At 63.0% G+C, this 24501-nt stretch carries 17 protein-coding genes; 9 read left to right on the plus strand and 8 right to left on the minus strand.

All coding sequences use genetic code 11. The features are described from left to right. Positions 1-9 precede the first annotated feature (9 nt). The 5 genes from ACWHRL_RS13285 (at position 10) to glgB (ending at position 10484) form a co-directional block, all read left to right on the plus strand. Positions 10-483, plus strand: coding sequence for a DUF2934 domain-containing protein (locus tag ACWHRL_RS13285; RefSeq protein WP_447894035.1), 474 nt, complete (start codon positions 10-12; stop codon positions 481-483). A 75-nt stretch (positions 484-558) separates the two neighbouring features. After that, the gene (gene glgX, locus ACWHRL_RS13290; protein ID WP_447894037.1) at positions 559-2754 is read left to right on the plus strand and encodes a glycogen debranching protein GlgX; all 2196 of its coding nucleotides are present in this window, start codon (positions 559-561) and stop codon (positions 2752-2754) included. Between the two features lie 38 nt (positions 2755-2792). Next, on the plus strand, positions 2793-4826 hold the full coding sequence (locus ACWHRL_RS13295) for an alpha-1,4-glucan--maltose-1-phosphate maltosyltransferase (RefSeq protein WP_447529610.1): 2034 nt from the start codon (positions 2793-2795) through the stop codon (positions 4824-4826). Positions 4827-4912: 86 nt separating this feature from the next. Further along, positions 4913-8257 carry a maltose alpha-D-glucosyltransferase gene (gene treS / locus ACWHRL_RS13300; RefSeq protein WP_447529611.1) on the plus strand — a complete coding sequence of 1115 codons (3345 nt, stop codon included), beginning with the start codon at positions 4913-4915 and terminating at the stop codon, positions 8255-8257. Further along, positions 8250-10484, plus strand: a complete 2235-nt coding sequence (gene glgB, locus ACWHRL_RS13305) for a 1,4-alpha-glucan branching protein GlgB (protein WP_447894038.1) — start codon at positions 8250-8252, stop codon at positions 10482-10484. Before treS ends, glgB begins: the two co-directional genes overlap by 8 nt. A gap of 61 nt (positions 10485-10545) precedes the next feature. On the opposite strand, the gene ACWHRL_RS13310 is transcribed toward glgB, so the two are convergent. The 6 genes from ACWHRL_RS13310 to ACWHRL_RS13335 form a co-directional block, all read right to left on the minus strand. Continuing rightward, positions 10546-11139 carry a GNAT family N-acetyltransferase gene (locus ACWHRL_RS13310; RefSeq protein ID WP_447894039.1) on the minus strand — a complete coding sequence of 198 codons (594 nt, stop codon included), beginning with the start codon at positions 11137-11139 and terminating at the stop codon, positions 10546-10548. 84 nt (positions 11140-11223) lie between these two features. After that, the gene (locus ACWHRL_RS13315; RefSeq protein ID WP_447894040.1) at positions 11224-12396 is read right to left on the minus strand and encodes a serine hydrolase domain-containing protein; all 1173 of its coding nucleotides are present in this window, start codon (positions 12394-12396) and stop codon (positions 11224-11226) included. A 35-nt stretch (positions 12397-12431) separates the two neighbouring features. After that, positions 12432-14624 carry an OsmC domain/YcaO domain-containing protein gene (locus ACWHRL_RS13320; RefSeq protein ID WP_447894041.1) on the minus strand — a complete coding sequence of 731 codons (2193 nt, stop codon included), beginning with the start codon at positions 14622-14624 and terminating at the stop codon, positions 12432-12434. A 98-nt stretch (positions 14625-14722) separates the two neighbouring features. Continuing rightward, positions 14723-16036 carry an amino-acid N-acetyltransferase gene (gene argA, locus ACWHRL_RS13325; protein WP_447894042.1) on the minus strand — a complete coding sequence of 438 codons (1314 nt, stop codon included), beginning with the start codon at positions 16034-16036 and terminating at the stop codon, positions 14723-14725. 156 nt (positions 16037-16192) lie between these two features. After that, positions 16193-17458 carry an inorganic phosphate transporter gene (locus ACWHRL_RS13330; protein WP_447529617.1) on the minus strand — a complete coding sequence of 422 codons (1266 nt, stop codon included), beginning with the start codon at positions 17456-17458 and terminating at the stop codon, positions 16193-16195. 9 nt (positions 17459-17467) lie between these two features. After that, on the minus strand, positions 17468-18148 hold the full coding sequence (locus ACWHRL_RS13335; RefSeq protein ID WP_447529618.1) for a TIGR00153 family protein: 681 nt from the start codon (positions 18146-18148) through the stop codon (positions 17468-17470). A 137-nt stretch (positions 18149-18285) separates the two neighbouring features. On the opposite strand from ACWHRL_RS13335, the gene ACWHRL_RS13340 reads away from it, so the two are divergent. Together ACWHRL_RS13340 and ACWHRL_RS13345 are read left to right on the plus strand one after the other, a co-directional pair. After that, positions 18286-19164, plus strand: coding sequence for a CYTH domain-containing protein (locus ACWHRL_RS13340; RefSeq protein WP_447894044.1), 879 nt, complete (start codon positions 18286-18288; stop codon positions 19162-19164). Positions 19165-19191: 27 nt separating this feature from the next. Continuing rightward, a complete protein-coding gene (locus ACWHRL_RS13345; RefSeq protein WP_447894045.1) occupies positions 19192-20154 on the plus strand; it encodes an ion transporter in 963 nt (320 codons plus the stop codon). A 32-nt stretch (positions 20155-20186) separates the two neighbouring features. On the opposite strand, the gene ACWHRL_RS13350 is transcribed toward ACWHRL_RS13345, so the two are convergent. Both ACWHRL_RS13350 and ACWHRL_RS13355 read right to left on the minus strand, forming a co-directional pair. After that, the gene (locus ACWHRL_RS13350) at positions 20187-20810 is read right to left on the minus strand and encodes an L-threonylcarbamoyladenylate synthase (RefSeq protein WP_447894046.1); all 624 of its coding nucleotides are present in this window, start codon (positions 20808-20810) and stop codon (positions 20187-20189) included. A gap of 82 nt (positions 20811-20892) precedes the next feature. Then, a complete protein-coding gene (locus ACWHRL_RS13355; RefSeq protein ID WP_447529622.1) occupies positions 20893-21825 on the minus strand; it encodes a PHP domain-containing protein in 933 nt (310 codons plus the stop codon). 204 nt (positions 21826-22029) lie between these two features. Between ACWHRL_RS13355 and ACWHRL_RS13360 the strand changes: the two genes are divergently transcribed. Together ACWHRL_RS13360 and mnmC are read left to right on the plus strand one after the other, a co-directional pair. Next, positions 22030-22329, plus strand: a complete 300-nt coding sequence (locus tag ACWHRL_RS13360; protein ID WP_447529623.1) for a YciI family protein — start codon at positions 22030-22032, stop codon at positions 22327-22329. A gap of 164 nt (positions 22330-22493) precedes the next feature. Continuing rightward, entirely contained in the window at positions 22494-24500 is a 2007-nt protein-coding gene (gene mnmC, locus ACWHRL_RS13365) for a bifunctional tRNA (5-methylaminomethyl-2-thiouridine)(34)-methyltransferase MnmD/FAD-dependent 5-carboxymethylaminomethyl-2-thiouridine(34) oxidoreductase MnmC (RefSeq protein WP_447894047.1), read from the plus strand. The last annotated feature ends 1 nt before the right edge of the window (position 24501 follow it).

Genomic DNA, 24501 nt, shown 5'->3' on the forward strand with positions numbered 1-24501 from the left:
AGAGTTGAAATGATCGATGAAGAACGTGTCCGGCAACTGGCCTACAGCATCTGGGAAGCCGAAGGGCGCCCGGAGGGCCAGCAACAACAGCACTGGGAGCGGGCGCGAAAGATCGTCGCCGCCGAACAACACGCCGAAAGCGATGCCCAGGACGAGCTGCTCGCCCCCCTGGACGAGCCGCCGATCATGGAAGAGGACCTGCCCCTGGAGGAAGACGAGCGCGGCATCGAAGAGAGTCGTTTGCCCCTCGATGAGCCGGAAGACGACCTCGATGCAAGCTCCTCCCAGAACGAGGCCCGCTTAACGGAGGTCACCGACGACCTGCCGGTTCAGGATCGTGGCCACGCCCCGGGCGTCGAGCCAGTGCCCGCCCCGGAACGCGCGCGCGTGAGCGCCGGGGCCCAAAAGAGTGACCAGGCCAGAGCGACACCGTCGGCCAAAAAGGCAGCGCCGCGTAAGCGCTCGCCCAAAACTGAAAAATAGCCACTTTCCCCCGTGTTGGGCCGGGGTGGCCTACACCGCCCCCTGCGAGCCATCAGGGCTCAAGGAATGAAGACGATGACGATAAGCCAGACGCCGCGGGATGGCGACAGCACCGTAGCCGCCGATGAATCGCCTAGCGTGATGCGCCGCTCCCGCGTGCACGAAGGGTGGTCTTTTCCGTTGGGTGCGACCTGGGATGGGCTGGGGGTGAATTTCGCGCTTTTCTCCGCCCATGCCACCCGGGTAGAGCTTTGCCTGTTCGACGCCAGCGGCGAGCACGAGATCGAGCGCATCGAGCTTCCCGAATACACCGACGAGGTATGGCACGGCTATCTACCGGACGCGCGCCCGGGTCTGCTTTACGGCTACCGGGTGTATGGCCCCTACGCGCCGCAACAGGGCCACCGCTTCAACCATCACAAGCTCTTGCTCGACCCCTACGCCAAGCAGATCGTCGGCGAAATCCAGTGGGACGACGCGCTATTTGGCTACACCATCGGCCACGAAGACGCGGATCTGAGCTTCGACGAGCGCGACAGCGCCCCGTTCATGCCCCGCTGTAAAGTGGTCGACCCGGCCTTCACCTGGGGGCGCTCGCGAGAAGTACAGCTGCCCTGGGATCACACTATCGTCTATGAGGCCCACGTGCGGGGCTACACCATGCGCCACCCCGCCGTGCCCGAGGCCCTGCGCGGTACCTTCGCCGGGTTGATGGTCAATGACGTGGTGGGCTACATCCGCTCACTAGGCGTCTCATCGATCGAGCTTTTGCCCATTCACGCCTTCGTCGACGACCAGCGCCTGCAGGAGCAGGGGCTGCATAACTTCTGGGGTTACAACACCCTGGGGTTCTTCGCCCCCCACTCGCGCTATCTCTCCGGCGAGAGTGTCAACGAGTTCAAGGAGATGGTGGCCCGTTTCCACGCCGCGGACATGGAAGTGATCCTCGATGTGGTCTACAACCACACCGCCGAAGGCAACCAGCTCGGCCCGACGCTCTCGCTCAAGGGGATCGATAACGCCTCTTATTACCGGCTGGTGCCGGAAGAGCCGCGCTACTACATCGACGACACCGGCACCGGCAACACTCTGAATCTGAGCCATCAGCGCGTGCTGCAAATGGTCACCGACTCGCTGCGCTACTGGGCCACCGAAATGCGCGTGGACGGTTTTCGCTTCGACCTTGCAACGATTTTGGGCCGCGAGCCCCATGGCTTCGACGAAGGCGGCGGCTTTCTCGACGCCTGCCGCCAGGACCCGGTGCTCGGCCGGGTGAAGCTGATCGCCGAGCCCTGGGACTGCGGCCCCGGCGGCTATCAGGTAGGCGGCTTCCCCCCGGGCTGGGCGGAGTGGAACGACCGTTACCGGGACTGCGTGCGCGCCTTCTGGCGCGGCGACGAAGGCCAGCTTCAAGAGCTTGCCGCCCGGCTGATGGGCTCGGCGGATATCTTCAAGCGCCGGGGGCGGCGCCCGTTCGCCTCGGTGAATTTCGTTACCGCTCACGATGGCTACACCCTGTATGACCTGGTGGCCTACAACGACAAGCACAACGACGCCAACGGCGAAAACAATCAGGATGGCCACGGCCACAACATCTCCTTCAACCACGGCGAGGAAGGCCCCACCGAGGATAGCGAGATCAAGGCGCTGCGCCTGCGCCAAATCCGCAACCTGATCGCCACGACGCTGTTTTCCCAGGGCACGCCGATGCTGCTGGCCGGCGACGAACTGCTGCGCACCCAGCAGGGCAACAATAACGCCTACTGTCAGGACAATGAGATCAGCTGGCTCGACTGGAACCTCGAAGGCGACGCCCACGCCATGATCGAGTACGTCCGTCGGGTGAGTGCCCTTCGCCTTCGCTACCCGATTCTGCGCCGCGGCCGCTTTCTCAGCGGCGAGTACAACGAGGAGCTGGGCCTCAAGGAAGTGACCTGGCTTGCCGCGGACGGTGAAGAGATGAGCGTGGAGCGCTGGGAAGACCCGAGCCTGCACGTGCTGGGGCTTCTGCTCGACGGCCGCGCCCAGCCAAGCGGTATCCGCCGGGCCGGGGCCGATGACACTCTTTTGCTGCTGTTCAACGCCGGCGATGAGGACGTGCGTTTCACCCTGCCCGAGCCAGACAAGGGCCGCTGGCACTGCCGCCTGGACAACGCCCGACCGGATGATCTGGAACTCGACGCCCCCGGTGAGGCGTTTGCCCTAGCCAGCCATTCGCTGGCGCTTCTGGAACTCGTCAGTGCCGCCGGTCCCCGCGCGCCTGGCCGTTAGGTTCATTCGACATGCCTTTGAGCAAGGAGAGCTAAGCTATGGCTTCGATACATCATGACGTCCCCCGCGAAAGCGATGCGCTGTCCCGGGCCGTTCAAGCACCGCGCATCGCCATCGAGGCCGTCGCCCCGGCCCTGGAGGATGGGCGCTTCGCCGCCAAGGCCACCGTCGATGAGCCGGTGCGCGTCTCGGCGACCATTTTCGCCGACGGCCACGACGTGCTGGCCGCCGAAATCGGCTGGGTCGACGATCAGGGCCAGGAGCAGCGTGCCCCGATGCAGCTCGCCAAGCCCCTGGGGCTCGACCGCTGGGAGGGCCACTTCACCCCCACTCGGGTAGGCCGCCACGTCTTTTATATCGAAGCCTGGTGGGACGTTTTCGCCACCTACCGCTACGAGCTTTCCAAAAAGCACGCTGCCGGCGTGCCCATCGCCCTGGAGCTTGCGGAGGGCCGCCTGCTGCTCGAGCGCGCCGCCGCCCGGGCAAGCGCCCCGCTACGCCAAGCCCTAGAGGAGCGCCTGGACGCCCAGGCCCAGGCGGCGGACGAAGGCGCCCAGGTGGCGCTGCTGCTCGAACGCGATACCGCGCGGCTGATGAGCGATGCCGACCCTCGCCCCCACCTGACCCGCACCCATGCCGACTACCCTCTGGAGGTGGAGCGCCTGCAGGCGAGCTTTGCCAGCTGGTACGAGCTTTTTCCACGCTCGGAGACCCAGGACGCCAGCCGCCACGGCACGTTCAGGGACGTGCACCGGCGCTTGCCGCTGATCCGCGACATGGGCTTCGATGTGCTCTACTTCCCGCCCATTCATCCTATCGGGCGAAAGCACCGCAAAGGGCCCAACAACAGCCTCGAGGCCGGCCCAACGGATCCGGGCAGCCCCTACGCAATCGGAAGCGACGAGGGCGGCCACGAGGCCATTCATCCGGAGCTTGGCAGCCGTGAGGATTTTCGCGACCTGGTACGCACCGCCTTCGATCACGGCCTCGAGCTTGCGCTGGATTTCGCCATTCAGTGCTCGCCGGATCACCCCTGGCTTGCCGAGCATCCGGGTTGGTTTTCCTGGCGGCCCGACGGCACGATTCGCTACGCCGAAAATCCGCCCAAGAAGTATCAGGACATCGTCAACGTCGACTTCTACGCCGAGGACGCGGTGCCCGGGCTTTGGCGCGAGCTGCGTGACGTGGTCCAGGCGTGGGTCGATGAAGGGGTGAAGATCTTTCGCGTCGATAACCCGCACACCAAACCGCTGCCCTTCTGGGAGTGGTTGATCGCCGATATCCGCGCCCGCGACCCCGCCGTGATGTTCCTGGCGGAAGCCTTTACTCGCCCGACCATGATGCTGCGCCTAGGCAAGCTTGGTTTCACTCAGAGCTATACCTACTTCACCTGGCGCCATACCAAGGCCGAACTGACCGAATACTTCACAGAGCTCAATGAAGCACCGCTGCGTGACGGTTACCGCCCCAACTTCTTCGTCAATACGCCGGACATCAACCCTTATTTTCTACAGACCAGCGGGCGCAGTGGCTTCTTGCAGCGCGCGGCGCTTGCCGCGCTAGGCTCCGGGCTCTGGGGCATGTACTCGGGGTTCGAGCTTTGCGAAAGCGCCCCGGTACCCGGCAAGGAGGAGTATCTGGATTCGGAGAAGTACGAGATTCGCCCGCGCGACTACCAGGCGCCGGGCAATATCAGCTACGAGATCGCCCAGCTCAACCGTATCCGCCGCGAAAATCCGGCGCTGCAAACGCATCTGGGCATCACCTTTCACCCAATCGACAACGACCGCCTGCTGCTCTTTTCCAAGGCCACGCCTAGCCGCGACAACGTCGTGCTGGTGGCGGTGAATCTCGACCCCTTCGACGCCCAGGAGGGCACCTTCGAGCTGCCCTTCGCGCTTTTCGACCAACCTGATGACGGGGCGCTTTTCGGTGAGGAGTTGATGAGCGGCAAGCGCGTTCACTGGCACGGGCGCTGGCAGTCGCTGCGCCTGGAGCAGGCGCTGCCCTTCACCGTCTGGCGGGTTAGCGCGGGGCTTGCAAGCCCGGACAGCGATCGAACCGGGCGCTAGCGGCGCCGAAACCATAAACGACCGGTGAATGGTTCACCGGTTGGAAAGATTCGTTTACATCGATGAATGCAGGGAGGGTACGCCCCATGATGGATGCCAGCAGCGAACGACACGCCGTCGAGACGATCGACTTTCTCGACGACCCCCTCTGGTACAAGGACGCCGTGATCTATCAGGTGCACGTCAAGTCGTTCTTTGACGCCAACGACGACGGCATCGGCGATTTTGAAGGTCTGATCCAGAAGCTCGACTATATCGTAAGCCTGGGCGTCAACACGATCTGGATACTGCCGTTCTACCCGTCGCCTCGGCGCGACGACGGCTACGATATCGCCGAATACACCGGCGTCAGCCCCGACTACGGCACGCTCGACGATGCCAAGCGCTTCATCGAACAGGCGCACCAGCGCGGGCTGCGCGTGATTACCGAGCTGGTCATCAACCATACTTCCGACCAGCACGAGTGGTTCCAGCGTGCGCGTCAAGCCCCTGCCGGCTCGCCAGAGCGCGACTTCTACGTCTGGTCGGACACGGATCAAGCCTACCAAGGCACGCGCATCATCTTTCTGGACACCGAATCCTCCAACTGGACCTGGGACCCGGTGGCCGGCGCCTACTTCTGGCACCGTTTCTACTCCCACCAGCCGGATCTCAACTTCGACAACCCCGTAGTACTCGACGAGATTCTCAAGGTCATGGCGTACTGGCTGGACCTGGGGGTCGACGGCCTGCGCCTCGATGCCATTCCTTATCTGGTCGAGCGTGAAGGCACCAATAACGAAAATCTCCCGGAAACCCACGTGGTGCTCAAGAAGATCCGTGCGGTGCTCGACGAGCGCTACCCGGACCGTATGCTGCTCGCCGAGGCCAATCAGTGGCCCGAGGACACCCGCCCTTACTTTGGCGATGGCGACGAGTGCCACATGGCCTTCCACTTCCCGCTGATGCCGCGCATGTACATGGCGCTGGCCCAGGAGGATCGCTTCCCGATCACCGACATCCTGCGCCAGACGCCGGACATTCCGGTCAACTGTCAGTGGGCGATTTTCTTGCGCAACCACGACGAGCTGACGCTTGAAATGGTCACCGACAAGGAGCGTGACTACCTGTGGAACCACTACGCCTCTGACCGCCGGGCGCGTATCAACCTGGGGATTCGCCGGCGTCTGGCACCGCTTTTACAACGTGACCGGCGGCGCATTGAGCTGCTCAACAGCTTGCTGCTTTCAATGCCGGGTACGCCGGTGTTGTATTACGGCGACGAGATCGGCATGGGTGACAATATCTACCTGGGCGATCGTGACGGCGTACGCACACCGATGCAGTGGTCGGTAGACCGCAACGGCGGCTTCTCCCGCGCCGACCCGGCCCAACTGGTACTTCCCCCGGTCATGGACCCGCTCTACGGCTATCAGACCGTCAATGTCGAGGCCCAGACCCGCGACGCGCACTCGCTGCTCAACAACCAGCGCCGCCTGCTGGCGGTGCGCAGCCAGCACCGGGCTTTCAGCCGCGGCACCCTGCGCCCGCTCTATCCGGCCAACCGGCATATTCTCGCCTACCTGCGCGAGATGACCTTGGATAACGGCGAGTCCGAAACCCTGCTGTGCGTGGCCAACGTGGCCAGCACTGCCCAAGCGGTCGAGCTCGATCTTTCCGCTTTTGCAGGGCAAGTGCCGGTAGAGATGGTCGGCGGCAGTGCGTTCCCGCCGGTGGGCAGCCTGCCTTATCTGCTCACACTTCCACCCTACGGTTTCTTCTGGTTCCTGCTGGCCCCGGCAACCGCCATGCCCGAGTGGCATACGCCAGTACCCGCGCCGATGCCGGATTTCGTCACCCTGATCATCAAAAAGCGTCTCGAGGAGATTTTCGAAGGCGCCTCAAGGCAGCTGCTCGAGCGCGAAACCTTGCCGCACTACCTGACCAAGCGGCGCTGGTTTGCGGCCAAGCAGGCGCGCGTCGAGGCGATTCATCTGCACTCGCTTGCAAGCCTTGAGCACAGCGGCCATGCCCTGCTGCTCAGCGAGCTTGAGATCACCCACGCCCAGGGCAGCGAGCGCTATCAGCTACCGCTGGCGTTTCTGGCCGAGGATGAGCAGAGCAGCCCTCTTGCCCAACAGCTTGCCATGGCGAGGGTACGCCGCTTCCATGAAGTAGGCCTGCTCACCGACGCGCTGACGCTGGATGCCTTTACCCTGGCCGTTCTGGATGCCCTGCGTCAGTCAGTGGTATTGCCAAGCGCGAGAGGCGCTATCCATTTTCTGCCAACGCCGGCGCTTATCGAGCTTTCGCTGCCGGAGCACCCGGAGATTGCCCAGCAGGGCGCCGAGCAGTCCAATAGCTCAGTGGTGATCAACCATCAACTAGTGCTCAAGCTGTTTCGTCGCCTGGAATCCGGCGTTCACCCGGAAGCCGAGATCGGCCGTTACCTGACCGAGCGGGGCTTTATCAACACCGCCCCGCTACTGGGGGAAGTGACCCAGGTCGATGAACAGGGCACGCCGCAGACCCTGATGATTGTGCAAGGGTTTATCGATAACCAGGGCGATGCGTGGTCATGGACCCGCTCGACCCTCGAGCGCGCGATTCGCGAGGCCCTGGCGGACGAGCAGTCCCATGAACTCGTGAAGGATAAGGCGCGTTACGGCGCGTTCGACGAGCTGGAAGCCTTTGCCGCTACCCTGGGTCAGCGCTTGGGCGAGCTGCATAGGGTGCTGGCGCTGCCTACCGATGACCCGGCGTTTGCCAGCGAAGTAGCCGGGCCCGCGCAGGTTACACACTGGAAAGAGCGCGTGACGCAGCGCGTTGAAGAAGCGCTGGCGCTGCTTCAACGGCACATGGGCGCCGCCGATGACGCCGACCAGCAGATTGCCGCAAGCGTTCTGGCAAAGCGTGACGAACTCCTCTCCTCCATCGACAACATGGCCGCGCTTGCCGAGGGAAGCCTCATCACCCGGATCCATGGCGACCTGCATCTTGGCCAAGTACTGGTGGCCCACGACGATGCCTATATCATCGATTTCGAGGGTGAGCCGGCAAGGCCGCTTGAAGAGCGCCGCGCCAAGGACAGCCCGCTGCGCGATGTGGCCGGTATGCTGCGCTCCTTCGATTACGCCTACGCCAGGATCGAAGAGGCCCAAGGGGGCCACAGTGAAGCCGACAGCGCCGGCAAGGGCCATCAGGTGGTGGAGCAGTATCTGCTTAAAGGGCGTCAGGTGTTCTTGAATGCCTACTGGCAGGCCACGCTGGATCTTCCCCACGCGTGGCAGAAAGCCAACGGCGCCGCGGCGGCCGTTGACCTGTTCGTGCTCGAAAAGACCGCCTACGAAATCGCCTACGAAGCCGCTAACCGCCCGACCTGGCTTGGCGTGCCGCTGCGCGGCCTAGCGGCCATTGTTGACCAGCTAAGCCCAGGAGAGCCCAATGAATGATGTTACGACTACCCGGCCCGTGCTGGATGACACACTGCGGCTGAGCGAAGACGATGCCACTGCCCTGGTTGAAGGCACCCACCGCGATCCCTTTTCGGTATTGGGTATGCATACCGACGAACAGGGCGAATACCTGCGGGTCTACCTGCCCGGCGCTGTCGGGGTGGATGTGCTGGACCGGGATGGCGGCGTGCGCTGCTGCCTGACGGGCCTGCAGATCCCCGGCCTGTTCGCCGCGCGGCTGCCCCACGCCGCACCCTATCAGTTGCACATCCGCTGGCCCCAGGGCGAGCAGATCACCGAGGACCCTTACAGCTTCGACCTGCTCCTGGGTGAGACGGATCTTTACCTGCTGGGCGAAGGCAACCATCGCAACCTGGGGCACTGCCTGGGCGCCCAGCCCATGGCGGTAGAGGACATCCAGGGCGTGCGCTTTGCCGTCTGGGCGCCGAATGCAAGGCGGGTCTCGGTGGTGGGTAACTTCAACAGCTGGGATGGCCGGCGCCACGCAATGCGCCTGCGCCACCCAGCCGGGGTGTGGGAGCTATTCATTCCACGCCTTGGCTCGGGGCAAGCGTACAAATACGAGATTCTGGAGGCCCATGGCGCGCTTGGGCTGCGCGCAGACCCGGTGGCGCTGGCCACCGAAGCCCCACCCTCCACCGCCTCGGTGGTCGCCGACACCACGCCGTTTACCTGGCATGACGATGAGTGGATCGAAAAGCGGGAGAAGGTGCACGCGCCCTCTGCCCCCATGAGCATTTATGAGGTGCATGCGGCCTCCTGGCGCAAGCACGGCGGCGACAACGGCGAGCTTTACAGCTGGCGGGACCTTGCCGAGCACCTGATTCCCTATGTGCTCGAGCTGGGCTTCACCCATGTCGAGCTGCTGCCCATCATGGAGCATCCTTTCGGCGGCTCCTGGGGTTACCAGCCGCTTGGCCAGTTTGCCCCCAGCGCCCGCTTTGGCACACCCGCCGACTTCGCCTACTTCGTCGATGCGTGCCACCGTGCCGGGCTCGGTGTGATTCTTGACTGGGTGCCAGCGCACTTCCCTACCGACCCCCATGGTCTGGCACGCTTTGACGGTACCGCCCTGTATGAGTATGAGCACCCCTTTGAAGGGTTTCATCAGGACTGGAACACCTACATCTACAACCTGGGTCGGCGGGAAGTGCACGGTTTCATGTTGGCCTCGGCGCTTCATTGGCTGAAGCACTTTCATATCGATGCGCTGCGCGTGGATGCAGTGGCCTCCATGCTTTACCGCAACTACTCGCGCAACGAAGGCGAGTGGATTCCCAACCGCCACGGCGGCCAGGAGAATCTCGAGACCATCGATTTCCTGCGCCATCTCAACGATGTGGTCAGCGAAGAAGCGCCCGGTACCATCGTGATCGCCGAGGAGTCCACCGCCTGGCCGGGGGTTACCCAACCGACGGCGGAAGGCGGGCTGGGGTTTGCCTACAAGTGGAACATGGGTTGGATGCACGACACCTTGACCTATATCGCCAAGGATCCGATCTATCGCTCTCACGCCCATCATGAGATGACCTTTCCCATGGTGTATGCGTTCTCCGAGCACTACGTGCTGCCGATTTCCCACGACGAAGTGGTCCACGGCAAGGGCTCGCTGATCGGCAAGATGCCCGGGGACGAATGGCGCCAGTTCGCCAACCTGCGCGCTTATCTTGGCGTGATGTGGACCCAGCCGGGCAAGAAGCTGCTGTTCATGGGCTGTGAGTTCGGCCAGTGGCGCGAGTGGAGCCATGACCGTGAACTCGACTGGGCATTACTGGATGAGCCACGACACACCGGCATTCATCGCCTGGTGGGCGATCTCAACCGCCTCTACGCGACGCTCCCCGCCCTTCACGAGCAGGACAACGAGGCGCGGGGCTTCACCTGGGTGATGAGCAACGACGAGACCCATAGCGTCTTCGCCTGGCTTCGCACCAGCGCCGGCGGCGAGCCGGTGCTGGTGGTGGCCAACATGACCCCGGTCCCGCACCACGGCTATCGTTTGGGCGTGCCGGTCGCCGGTCGCTGGGAAGAGCGGCTCAACAGCGACGCCGAGTGCTACGGCGGCTCCAACCTGGGCAACCTGGGCCATATCGTCGCCGATGATGCGCCGCTGCACGGCCAGAGCGCGAGCCTTGCGCTCACCCTGCCGCCGCTGGCGGTGCTGGTACTGAGCCCGGCAAGGTCTGAGCACGTGCGCACCTAAAATCGCGCTTGGCCCGATAAAGGCCTCGTTTGGCGGATAAAGCCAGCTCGGGGCCGATTCGTTACGCCGGCGCGAAGTGCGCCAGCTTGCTTTCGAGATGGCGGCGCACCGCCGGCCACTCGGCGGCGATGATCGAGTAGACCACTGTGTCGCGCAGCGAACCGTCAGGCATGATCTGGTGGGATCTCAAAATGCCGTCCTGCTTGGCACCCAGGCGCTCGATGGCCGCGCGGGAGGCGTGGTTGAAAAAGTGGGTGCGAAACTCCGCGGCCACCGCATTCGATGCCTCGAACAGGTTGGCCAGCATCAACAACTTGCATTCGGTATTCACTGGCGTGCGCCGCACGCTTTGGGCGTACCAGGTGTAGCCCAGCATCGCCCGGCGGTTGGCGGCATCGACCCCGTAGAACCGCGTGGTGCCGACGATGTCACCGCTGGCGTTATGGCGCACGGCGTAAGCGAGGTTGCCCGCCGCCGCCGCGTCCATCCCGCGCTTTACGTAGGCGGCCATATCGTCCGGATGGGGCACACTTGCGTACCAGAGCTTCCAGGCCTCGCCGTCGTTGACCGCGCGCGCAAGCCCTTCGATATGACCGGCATTGAGTGGCTCGAGCACGATGTGCTGGCCTTCCAACTGCTGTTCCTTGATGAACACGAGCGCCTCCTTGGGGTGAACGGGAGCGTTAAACCATCTATCCTGCGCCTCGCCCAGCGGGCCAGGCGTTGCAACCGGATTACTCTACTCGCCGGCCAGGTGATCGCTCAGCGCGTGGAAGAATTCGGTGATCGGTACGATCTCCATGGCTTCCGCCTTGGGCTGGGCGCTGGTCATACTGATCACCATGTCGTTGTCCGGGTCGATGAAGATCCACTGGCCAAATATCCCCACCGCTGAAAACGCGCCCTCGCCTTCCGGCCACCAGGAGTAGCCGTATTCGATCTCTTCGCCGCCGATCTCATGGGGCCTTGCCGACTCTGCGACCCAGCCTTCGGGCAGCACGTTGGGCGCGTTATATTCATCCAGCACGAACTGGCCAAAGCGAGCGTAGTCGGCAAGCGTGATCAAAAGCCCACTGCCGCCAATTTCCTGGCCGTCTTCGCTATCGAGCCACCACTTGGCATCCGTCTCCATGCCGTAATCGGCCCAGATTTTCTCGGACAGGTATTCGGAGGCGCTTTTACCCACCGCGCCGTTGATGATCGCCGAGAGCAGCTGGGTTTCGCCGGTGCTGTAGTTCCACACCTCGCCCGGTGCCCCCGCTCGCTCTAAACCGCCCATGAAATCCAGCAGTGCACCGGGGCGCTGTTCGAGCTGTAGCTCGAGCATGTGGCGCCGCTCCGAGTTCGGGTCGGCGTAGGTTTCATCCCAGGCCACCCCGGAGGCCATGAGCAGAATATGCTCGACGCTGACATCGTCGTAGACACTACCGACGAGTTCGGGCACGTAGGTACTGACGGCGTCATCGAGGCTCTCGATATGGCCATCCTTGAGGGCGGCGCCGATCAGCGTCGAGGAGATCGACTTGGCGATCGACATCGACATCCAGGGGGTCTCGGCGCTGTTGCCGAGGGCGTACTGCTCGAACACCACGTCGTTGTCGTGCACCGCCATCAGGCCGCTTACCCGGTTGAGCGCCATGAAGTCATAAATATCGTAGGTGACGCCTTCATGGGTCAGCGAGAAGTTCTCTAATGAAGCGTCGCGCTGGCCGAACTGATGCGGGGAACTTGCCGCCTTCACCGTACGGGTCGGGAACAGCCGGTCGATATGGCGCGAAAGCGCCACCTGCTCATCGGGCATCATTTGGCCGCTGTAAAGCTTTCGCACCTCGCTTTGGCTCTGCTCGGCGCTTTGGGCAAGGCTCGCGCCGGAGACGAGCGTCAGGGCGGCAGCGATTGAAGTCAGGCTCATCGGTGTCATGGCATGTCCGGTCAGTGAGTAATGGTTCAAGAGGCCCGACGCGCGCGGGCGGCGTGAAGTTTCTTGTAACTTTCGATCAGGCGCTGGTGGCGCTCGAGACCGTCGAGCTGCAGGTTGGTCGGCGTGAGGCCATAAAAGCGTACATCGCCGGTTATCGACCCAACCACCGCCGCCATGGTCTGTTCGCCGAACATGCGGGTCAGATTGGGCAGGTAGTTGTCGCGTTCCAGCTCGTCGTCGAGCTCGATTTCCAGCACGGCGTTGAGGGCCTGATAGAAGAGTCCGCGCTCGACGGTGTTGTCGTTGTACTGCTGGAACATCTCCACGCAGTCCAGCGCCTCTTCAAAGCGGCCCAGCGCCAAAAAGATCAAAAGCTTGAGCTCTAAAATAGTGAGCTGGCCCCAGACCGTGTTCTCGTCGAACTCGATGCCGATCAGCGTGATGATATCGGCATGATCGTCCATCTGGCTCTCTTCCAGACGCTCGACCAGATCCGTCAACTGCGCGTCATCCAGGCGGTGCAGGTTGAGGATGTCCTCGCGGTAGTCCAGCGCCTTGTTGGTGTTGTCCCAAATCAGATCTTCGATGGGGTACACCTCGGAGTAGCCCGGCACCAGAATACGACACACCGGCGCGCCCAAATCTTCGTGCACCGCCATGTAGACTTCGGCGTCGAGCTCGGCAAAGATCGAGAAGAGCGTGTCGGCCTCCTGTTGCGAGGTCCTGGTGCCGCCCTCGGAAAAGTCCCACTCGACGAACTCGAAGTTCGACTGGGCGCTGAAAAAGCGCCAGGAAACCACGCCCACGGAGTCGATGAAGTGCTCGACGAAGTTGTTGGGCTCGGCCACGGTCTGGGAGTTGAAGGTCGGCAGCGGCAGATCGTTGAGGCCTTCGAAACTACGGCCCTGCAAAAGTTCGGTGAGGCTTCGCTCCAGCGCCACCTCGAAACGCGGATGAGCGCCGAAGGAGGCGAACACGCCGCCGGTGCGCGGGTTCATCAATGTGACGCACATCACCGGGAACTGGCCGCCCATCGAGGCGTCCTTGACCAGCACCGGGAAGCCCTGGGCTTCGAGCGCCTCGATCCCCTCTTTAATGCCCGGGTACTTCGCGATCACCTCTTGCGGCACGTCCGGCAGCGCCAGCTCCTGCTCGAGAATATCGCGCTTGACCGCGCGCTCGAAAATCTCGGAAAGACACTGCACCTGGGCTTCCGCCAGGGTGTTGCCCGCGCTCATGCCGTTGCTTAAAAACAGGTTCTCGATCAAGTTCGACGGGAAGTAGACCGTCTCGCCATCCGAGTGACGCACAAAGGGCAAGGAGACAATGCCGCGATCCACGCGTCCGGAGTTGGTGTCATAAAGGTTCGAGGCGGCAAGCTCGCCTTCCGGGTTGTAGATCGCCTGGGTATGCGCGTCGAGGATCTCCTCGGGTAGCGCGTCATCCGGGCCCGGCTGGAACCACTTTTCATTGGGGTAGTGGACGAAGTCGCTGCCCGCGATCTCTTCGCCGAAGAACTGGTCGTTGTAGAAAAAGTTGCACGACAAACGCTCGATGAACTCACCAAGCGCCGAGCAGAGCGCGCTCTCTTTGGTGGCGCCCTTGCCGTTGGTGAAGCACATGGGCGCGGCGGCGTCACGAATGTGCAGCGACCAGACGTGGGGCACGATGTTGCGCCAGGAGGCGATCTCGATTTTCATGCCGAGATCACTGAGAATGCCGCTCATGCGGGCGATGGTCTGCTCCAGCGGCGCATCCTTGCCTTCGATGAACGTCTCGCTGCCTTCAGGCGCGCCCATCAGCAGGGCCTGGGCGTCCTCGTCGATGTTCTCGACCACCTCGATTTGAAACTCCGGTCCGGTCTGCACGACCTTTTTCACCGTGCAGCGGTCGATGGAGCGCAGCATGCCCTCGCGGTCTTTTTCGGAGATATCCTCGGGAAGCTCGACCTGGATCTTGAAAATCTGCTTGTAGCGGTTCTCCGGGTCGACGATGTTGTTCTGGGACAGGCGAATGTTGTCCGTGGGGATATTGCGCGCGTTGCAGTACACCTTCACGAAATACGCCGCGCACATGGCGGACGAGGCCAGAAAGTAATCGAAAGGCCCCGGGGCGGAGCCGTCGCCCTTGTAGCGAATGGGCTGGTCGGAGACAACGCTGAAGTCGTCGAACTTCGCCTCGAGGCGCAGGTTATCGAGGTAGTTAACTTTGATTTCCATGGGGGGACGTCCGAATCAATGAGTGTGCCCTACTCGTTTTACGAGGCTGAGCGATGGCGCCCATTATCCAGTTTTTCGCCCGCCCCGTCTTGCCTGCGTTAAGTGAGTGTTTTGATCAGCACCTTGGATTTGCGGGCGTGGTTGTAGGCGTCGCGCTTGAGCGGCGGCAGGTCCTCGAGGCTTGCGCTCTGAAAGCCGCGCTCGACGAACCAGTGGGCGGTATGCGTGGTGAGCACGAAAATCGAGGCCAGCCTTTGCCTGCGCGCGCGCTGCTCGGCGGCTTCGACCAGCCGCTCGCCGCGCTCGCCGCCGCGGTAGTTTTCGTGCACCGCCACGCAGGCCAGCTCGCCAATCGCCGCATCGGCAAAGACGTGCAGCGCCGCGCAGCCGATCACCATGCCGTCGCGCTCGATCACCTGGTAGTCGTCGATCTCGTGCTCGAGGCGCTCGCGGGAGCGCGCCACCAGCATGCCGCGCCGCTCCAGCGGTTCCAAAAGCTCTAAAAGCCCCCCCACGTCGTTAAGCGTCGCCGGGCGCAGTTGCTCGTAGTGCTGTTCGGTAATCATCGTGCCCACGCCATCCCGGGTGAAGAGCTCGCCCAGCAGCGCGTCCTGGTCGTGCCAGCAGAGCAGGTGGGTGCGCGCCACGCCCTTGCGCGCCGCGCTGCACGCCGCGCTCAAATGGCGGGCCAGTTCGCTTCCCGGCGCGGCGCTCTCAAAGCGCGGCGCGGCCTCGTCCGGGCTTAACTGGCGCAAAAGGCCGCCTTGCTCGTCCTTGAGCCCTTCGGAGTCGCCCAATAAAATCAGTTTGTCGGCATTGAGCGCGACCGCGGCGTGCTGGGCGATTTCCGAGGCATCCAGGTCGAACACCTCGCCGGTGCTGGAAAACCCCAGCGGCGGCAACAACACGAGCGACCCCTGGGCCAAAAGCTCCTCGATGGCGCCGCCGCGCACCCGGCGCACCTCACCGCTGTGATCGAAATCCACGCCTTCGCGCACGCCCAAGGGCTTGGCGGTGACCAGGTTGCCGGACACCACGCTAAGTTCCACGCCGTGCAGCGGCGAGCTTGGCAAACCAAGCGACAAGCGCGCCTCCAGCCAAAGCCGCTGGTGCGACGCCACCTGCTCCACCTGAGCCATCACCGCGCGGTCGGCGACCCAGCGCCCGCCCACGTGCACCGGCTCGATGCCGCTCTCACTCAGCGCCTTTTGCACCTGGGGGCGCACGCCGAACACCACCACCAGCCGAACGCCAAGAGTATGCAAAAGCGCCAGGTCCTGGATTAGCTGCTCGCCGCGACTGGAGGCCATGGCATCGCCTTCGACCAGGATAACGAAGGTTCGCCCTCGGTGAGCGTTGATGTAGGGCGAGGCGTTGCGGAACCAGTCGACAAAGGGGAAGCGTGTATCCAAGGGGCCGCTCTCCGGCAGCAGGTGAATGGGAAGCTTGCGTCACGACAAAGGACTTACTTTACCAGAGCCCAAAAAGCGCGGCACCGTTTTGCCAATCTTGCCGCAGGGCAAGGAGCAAAACGGTGCCGCGCTAGAGGGTGGGGCGTGGGGCGCTTTTTAGCCGAACATGCCCTTGAACATGAAGAAGAACACGATGGCCAGACACGCGCCGGCGGGCAGCGTGATCAGCCAGGACATCACGATGGTACCGATGACCCGCAGGTTCAGTGCCGCCATACCGCGGGCCAGGCCCACGCCGAGCACCGCGCCCACCAGCGTATGGGTGGTCGAGATGGGAAGACCGGTGGCGGAGGCCAGTACCACGGTGCTCGCCGCGGCAAGTGTTGCGGCAAAGCCGCGGCTCGGGGTGAGCTCGGTAATGCCGGTACCCACGGTTGCGATCACGCGATGCCCGTAGGTCACCAGGCCAAACACGATGCCGCCGCCGCCGAGTACCAGCACCCACCAGGGCACCAGCGCGGCACTGTCGATCACGCCCTGGCTTCTGACCACGCTGATCACCGCGGCAAGCGGGCCCACCGCGTTGGCCACGTCGTTGGAGCCGTGGGCAAAAGCCATGGCGCAGGCGGTGAAGATCATCAAAACGCCGAACACCCGCTCGACGTTGGCGTAGCCGAAGTGGTCGTTGGCACTTTGCTCGAACTTGATGCGTCGCTGCATCAAGACCCCCAGACCCATGATCAGCGCGCCGATCAGAATCGAAAGCAGCAGGCTCTGGCTAAAGCTCAAATCGAGCCCCACGTGGGAGAGCCCTTTGGTGAGCGTCACCATGGCGACGATAAAGCCGACCAAAAACACGTAGCCCGGCACGTAGCGCTTGGCCGCGGTGAAGGGGTCGCTGTTTTCAAAAATCAGGTGATGAACGGACTTGAACAGCACGTAGCCGATGGTACCGGCCAAAAGCGGCGAGACCACCCAGCTCGAGGCGATCTGGCCCACCTTGCCCCAGGCCACTGCGTCCACCCCCAGGCCCACCGCGGCGAAGCCGACGATCGCGCCGACGATCGAGTGGGTGGTGGAGACCGGCCAGCCCCGGGCCGAGGCGACCATCAGCCAGATACCCGCGGCCAAAAGCGCCGAGAGCATGCCGTAAACCAAAAACTGCGGATTCGCCTCCAAAAGGTTCGGGTCGATGATGCCGCCCCGAATGGTGGAGGTCACCTCACCACCAGCAAGCCAGGCGCCCAAAAACTCGAAAATTACGGCGATGATGATGGCCTGCTTGATGGTGATCGCCTTGGACCCCACCGAGGTTCCCATGGCATTGGCGACATCGTTGGCACCGACCCCCCAAGCCATGAAAAAGCCAAAAACACAGGCGAGAATGATAAATACATCGCCATATTGGGCAATAATCTGCATGCGGTCCCCTTAACGCGCGGTCAAAATCTGCAGTCGGCTACCCACGCGTTCTGCGCGGTCCGATACTTCGCCCACCCACTCGATGATCTTATAGAGAAAGATCACGTCGACCGGGGGAAGCTGGCTTTCGAGCTCGAAAAGCTGGCGACGGATCGCCACCTGCTGATCGTCCGCCTGGTGTTCCAGGGTATGCAGCTCACGAATCATGGTGTGCATTACATCCGACACGTTGCGCCCAAAGCCGGACTCCAAAAGCTCCTTGAGCTCTTCGAGGGCCTGGCGCGCCTGGGCCACGCAGGCAACGCTGGTACGCATATAGTCGCGCATGGGTGTGGCCAGCTCGTCGGGCACGCGCATTTTACGTCCCAGCATAATGCCGGTAATGTCACGCACCTTGTTGGCGATCTTATCCTGCACGCTGATCAGATCGAGTAGATCCGAGCGCGAGACCGGTAGGAACATGGTGTTGGGCAGGTTGAGCCGCAGCTCGGTTTTCAACGTATCCGCGTCGTGCTCGAGGCAGGTAACCTTTTCGCGAAGGGTGGCGGCCGTATCCCAGTCACCGGCAAGCGAGGCTTCGAAAAAGGGCAGCAGCTGGTCGGCGCACTCGTTGGCTTTAACGATATGGGCCAAAAGCGGCTGGAATGGCGAGCGGCCAAACATGGCGGAAAAAGGATTGGAGGTAACCATAGTGCCTTTCATCCTGAGTGTGGAAAGCCTGAAAATGGCGGCGCCAGTATAAAGAGTGCGCCCGCCCCCGTCATGAAAAGTTCATAAAAGACGTCAAAATTTAACGCAATGTTCACAAAAGCAAGGTAGCTATTGTCATGGAAAATCACGCCCCGCTTGAAGTCGAGCTTAAGCTAGCGCTGCCTGCGGCGTCCATCGATGCCTTTCTAAGCTTTCCGGCCCTTTCCCAGGAGCCGGTGAAAAAAAAGCTCAAAAATACCTATTTCGACACCCCCAAAGGGGATTTGGCTGGCGCCGGGATCGCGTTGCGGCTTCGCCAGAGTGATACCCAGACCCTTCAAACGGTGAAAACCAAAGGCCACGGCGGCGGCGGGCTCTCGACGCGCAACGAGTGGGAGATGGCCGTGGAAAACGGGCTGGATACCCAGGCGCTTGCGGCCCTGCCCCCTTTCGAAGGCCCATTGGGCGGCGCGCTTTCTGCGCTGACACCGAGTTTGAGTACCGACTTCGACCGGCGCAGCTGGCTGATCGACTGGAGCGATAGCCGCATCGAGCTGGTGCTCGATGAAGGCCAAATCGAGTGCAACGGCGCCGGCGCCACCATTTGCGAAGTCGAGCTCGAACTCAAGGCGGGCTCGCCCTCAGCGCTTTGGTCGCTGGCGCTGTCGCTTTCGGCTCAAACCGCGCTTCGCCCGAGCGATTCGAGCAAGGCCGCCCGGGGCAATGCGTTGGGCCACGGGCAGTGGTCGCTCCCCGAAGCCGAAACGCCCGGCGAGTGGCTTCACCGCGCCACCGTTGCCCTGGACGCCTACAAGGACAGCGGACAAAGCCAGCATTTCGAAAGCGCCGAGCACGCCTACAAAACCCTGGCCGATCACAAGGATCTGGACGAGACGCTTCGCCCCACCGCCGCGGCGCTTTACCGGGCGCTCGATCCCAACGTGCCCAGCATTACGTTTGGCTATAACGCGTTGAGCCTGGCGCATCGCCTGGCCCTTGAAAGCGCGCTAAGCTAAGCGGGCTAGTTACTTAAGGATATCGCCATGAGTTTTCATCTCGCGCCGGGACCGGAAGGCATCCGCTCGCAGCTTTTCCACATCATTTTCGAATCCGACACGCCCGCCGCCAAGGCCTTCGACCTGGTGCTGATCGTCATGATCTTGATGAGCGTCTCGGTGATTTTGCTGGGTAGCGTCGAGGGTTACGCCCAGCGCTATGGCGATATCTTCCTCTACATGGAGTGGTGCTTCACCGCCGCCTTTAGTATCGAGCTTTTGGTGCGCCTTTACTGTCTGGAACGCCCAACGGTCTATATCAAGAGCTTTTACGGCATCGTGGATTTGGTCGCCATTCTGCCTGCCTGGCTTGTGCTGTTGGTGCCCGGCGCCCACGCGCTGGTCATCGTGCGGCTTTTACGGGTGCTGCGGATTTTCCGTATTCTGCGACTGATGGAGTTCGTCGGCGAGGGGCGTATGCTGCTGGAGGCGCTACACCGCAGCCTGCGTCAGATTCTTTTGTTTTTCAGCAGCATCCTGATGGTGGTCACGCTCTTCGCCGCGCTGATGTACACCATCGAATCCGAAGAGGCGGGCTTTACCAGCATTCCGATCGCGATGTACTGGGCCATCGTAAGCATGACCACGGTGGGCTACGGCGACATCGTGCCGGTCACGCCAGTGGGTAAGACGATCACCATGATTTTGATGCTGATCGGCTACTCGGTGATCGCCGTGCCCACCGGGGTGTTCTCCGCTCAGGTGATCCGCTCGATTCGCGAGGACCGCTACTCGGAAGAGGCCTGCCCGGGTTGCGGCCACGACCGCCACGAAAAGCGCGCCCGTTATTGTCTACGCTGCGGCACCTGGCTCGACGAATTCAGCGAGGACCCGCGCGAGGAAAAAGAGGAGAAAAAGCGCAAAAAGGAGAAGGCGCAGCAGGACGCTGACCGAGAGGGCGATGAGCCAGCAAAGGATAAAGATGGAGACGAGGACGGCGCCGGGCACTAACGCTCGGCGCCCCTCATCAGGGCGGACCGACGCTAGCTTTCAAAGGGGGTCGTGTCGCCGCGCCCTTGCCGCACGATCTTCGGTGGCAGCTCACGCAGGTCGATCACGCTGGTCGGGTCCAGATGGCAGGCCCCGCCATCGATGATCAAATCCAGATGGGCACTGTAGCGCTCACGAATCTCCTCGGGCTCGTTCAGCGGGAGCGTTTCGTCCACCGGAATGAGCGTAACGCTCATCATGGGCTCGCCCAGCGCCTCGAGCAGCGCGTGGGTGATCTGGTGATCCGGCACGCGTACGCCGATCGAGCGCCGTTTGGGATGCAGCAAAAGCCGCGGCACCTCGGTGGTGGCTTCCAGAATATAGGTGTAGGGGCCGGGCGTGTGCGCCTTTAGAAGGCGAAACACCGCGTTATCCACCTTGGCGTAGGTGCCTATCTCGGAGAGATCCGAGCACATCAGCGTAAAGTTATGCTTGTCATCGAGCGAGCGCAGCCACTTGATCTTCTCGATCGCTTTTTTCTCGCCCAGGTGACAGCCCAGCGCATACCCGGAGTCCGTCGGGTAGGCAACCACGCCGCCTTTACGGATGATCTCGACCGCCTGGTCGATCAAGCGCTTTTGCGGATTTTCCGGATGTATCTGAAAATACTGGCTCATTACTCGCTCCTTGGCTGTTAAAACGCCCGGATGGGCCTACCTCAAGCATAGCGGTTAGTGAGGCCTTACGCTCTGGATGACGCTACTGGCTTGCGCCGAGCAGCCCGCCGGGTGCCTGGTGCATGTGGACAAGCCGTGGGTGCTGCCAGATGGGTAACGCCGCGGTACGCGGAATTTCGCTCATGCTGCCGGGGGCAGAGTGGCTGCCGGGAAAGTGAAAATCGCTGCCGAGCGAGGCGTAAAGTCCGCGCTCGTCGAGCTGGCGGGCCAAATCCCGGGTGCTGTCCGGGTTCTGTTGGCCGCTGACCAGTTCCACGGCCTGCCCGCCGGCGGCGGTAAACGCATCCATCAACTGGCCGCGCTTGCGCCGTGTCAGCCCGTAGCGCAGCGGGTGGGCGATCGCCGCCACGCCACCGGAGGCCACGACCCACTCCACCGCCTCACCAATCTCCGGCCAGTGCGCTTTGACGTCGCCCTTCTTGCCGCTGCCCAGGTAGCGCTTGAACGCCCCGGCCCAGTCCGGCGCCAGACCCTCGGCCACCAGCGCCCGGGCAAAGTCCGGCCGTCCCAGCGGCCGGTCGCTTCCGGCCTGGGCCTGCGCCTTGGCCAGGGCGTCACGCAGGCCAAGCTTTTCGAGGCGCTCGGCGATCACCTCGGCGCGTTTGATGCGCGCCCGGCGCTGAAATTCGAGCCCCTCGACCAACGGCCCCTGAACGCCGCCGGGCATCAGCGCCACCACGTGAATATTGATGCCCTGCCAGCGGGTGGAGAGCTCGCAACCTGCAACCAGGCAGAGGCCTTCACGTTCGGCGGCGCGGGCGGCCTCGTCGACCCCGTCCATGGTGTCGTGGTCGGTCAGCGACATGAAGGAGAGCCCGCGACTTGCGCACAGCGCCACCAGCTCGGAGGGCGATAGCGCCCCGTCGGAGGCGGTGGAGTGCATATGCAAATCGACCGGGTAGCGGTGATCGGCATCGAAGGTAGTGGGCAACACGGTGACGGGCAGTCGGGGCATAGGCATGACGTCGTAGGGGGAGTTTGTCAGAATAGGGGCGCTTCACGTATAAGTACGGATGCAGCGGTCATACGACCCGCCGCCGTGCCCCGTTCGCGGCTTGCAAGCGCGTTATAGTGAGCGCTTGGCCCCGCCCGGTCAACGGGCCCATCCATCAAAGCCTGGTCGAAGACCAACCCATTCGCTTACGCCCAAGGAAGCCCCATGCTATATGCCATTATCAGTGAAGACGTGTCCGAGAGTCTGGAAAAGCGCCTGACGGCGCGCCCGGACCACCTTGCCCGCCTGGAAGCGCTGCGCGACGAGGGTCGCCTGGTACTGGCCGGGCCTCACCCGTCCATCGACAGCGAAACCCCGGGGGATACCGGCTTTAGCGGGAGCCTGGTCGTTGCCGAGTTCGAAAGCCTCGATGATGCCCAAAACTGGGCGGATCAGGACCCCTACGTGGATGCCGGCGTCTACGCTACCGTAACGGTGAAGCCTTTCAAAAAAGTATTGCCTTGATTTTCAAAGAAAGCTATGCGGCACCGCCGGGTTTTGCACAGAGGCTGTGGAAAACTCTGTGAAAACATGGCGGACGCTTTTCTTAAAGCGAGAGATAACGCCCGTATTAACAAATTGGTCATTTTTTAATCGCTTTTCCCTACGCCCCGACAACGGATACCCGTGTGACCCAGCGCCACCCTGCTCTACCACCTCTAAAAGCGTTAACCGCCCCCCAGCTCACCTGGGATGACGCCGCCCCGCACTCCACGCGCTTTGACGACGTCTACTTCTCTCGCGAGGATGGCCGCGCCGAGACCGAGCATGTCTTTTTGAACGCCAACCGCCTGCCGGAGCGCTTCGCCGGCTGGGCGCCGGGTCGTCCCTTCGTGATCGGCGAGACCGGCTTTGGCACCGGTCTCAACATGCTCTGCGCCTGGACCTGCTTTGAAGAACACGCCGCCCCCAATGCTCGGCTTCATCTGTTATCCACAGAAATGTACCCGCTCGAGCGCGAGGCGCTCGAGCGGGCGCTAAGCGCCTGGCCCTCGCTTGCGCGCCACGCAAAGGTGCTATGCGCCCAGTGGCCCGAGCCGGTCAGCGGTATCCACCGGCTGCACCTGTCCGAGCGCGTCACCCTCGACCTGCACTTTGGCGACACCACCGAGCGGCTGGCGCTGCTGGATGGTCAGGTCGACGCCTGGTTTCTCGACGGCTTCGCCCCATCGAAAAACGAGGCCATGTGGCAACCCGCGCTTTTCGAGGCCATGGCGGCGCGCTCGCGCCCCAACGCCACCTTTGCCACCTTTACCTGCGCCGGCATCGTCAAGCGCGGGCTGAAGGCCGCCGGGTTTACGATCAAAAAGGTGCCGGGCTTTGGGCGTAAGCGCGAGATGCTGGCCGGTGAGATCGAATCTCCCCCGGTGGATAACCGCCGCGACGCGACGCCCTGGTTCACCCCGCCCGCGGTACAAAAAGCCGAGCGGGTCGCGGTGATTGGCGCAGGGCTTGCCGGAACGAGCGTCGCGGCAGCACTTGCCCGGCGCGGTGTGGAGGTGACGGTGTACGAGGCCGAGGCGCCCGGCGCTGGCGGCTCGGGTAACCGCCAGGGCGCGCTTTACGTCAAACTCGCCACCGAGACCAACGACCAGAGCCGTTTTTATTTAGCCGGACTTCTGTACAGCGCGCGCTGGCTGGGCGAGGTGCCCAAAAACGATGCGTTTTGGGCGCCCTGCGGCGTGGTGCAGATTGCGCAAAGCGATAAGGAAGCGGACCGCCAGCGGCGCTTTTTAAAGCGCCATCCGCTCGGCGAGGCGGTGGTGAAAGCGCAGGAAGGCTCACTCGCCCCCCTTACGGGCGTGCCGGGCAGCGTCGAGCACGCCCTGGTTTACCCGCAGGCGGGCTGGGTACGCCCTGCGCTACTCTGCCAAGCACTACTGGCGCACCCGGGTATCGAGTACCGCCAGGCCCAGGTGACGGCGCTGACCCCGACCCCCGGCGGCTGGCAGCTTACCCTCGATCACGAGACGAGCGCCGAGGCCGACCAGGTGGTCATCGCCAACGCCCACCTGGCCAATACACTGGAACAGACCCGCACACTCCCCTTTCAGCAGGTACGCGGGCAGGTGAGTTCGCTGGCGCTGCCCGACGGCGTCAACGCGCCGACGCGGGTGGTGTGCGCCGGCGGCTATCTCTGCCCACCGGCGGACGGCGTACTCACCTTCGGGGCGAGTTTCATCCCCAACGATGGCGAGCGCGACATACGCCCGGAGGATCACCAGCGCAATATCGATGAGCTACGCGCGGCCCTGCCCGAGTGGCTCGATGAACTCGAACGAATGAGCGGACCACTTACGCCGGAACGCCTTACCGGGCGCGCGGCGGTACGCGCGGCGAGCCCGGACAAAACGCCCTACGCCGGGCCCGTGCCGGTGTTCGAGCAGTGGCGAAGCGATTATGCTGCGCTCCAGAAGGATGCCTCTCGGGTGGCGCCGGTTTCTGGCGCCCATCACGAAGGGCTCTGGATATCCGCGGCTCACGGTAGCCGCGGGCTTGCCAGCACGCCGCTGTGCGCCGAGGTGATCGCCTCGAGCATGTGCGATGAGCCGCGGCCGCTGGAGTATACGCTCGTCGATCACCTGCACCCGGGAAGGCGACTGATCAGCGAGCTGATCCGCGCTCAGTCCGCATGAT

The organism is Vreelandella sp. GE22, assembly GCF_968212445.1.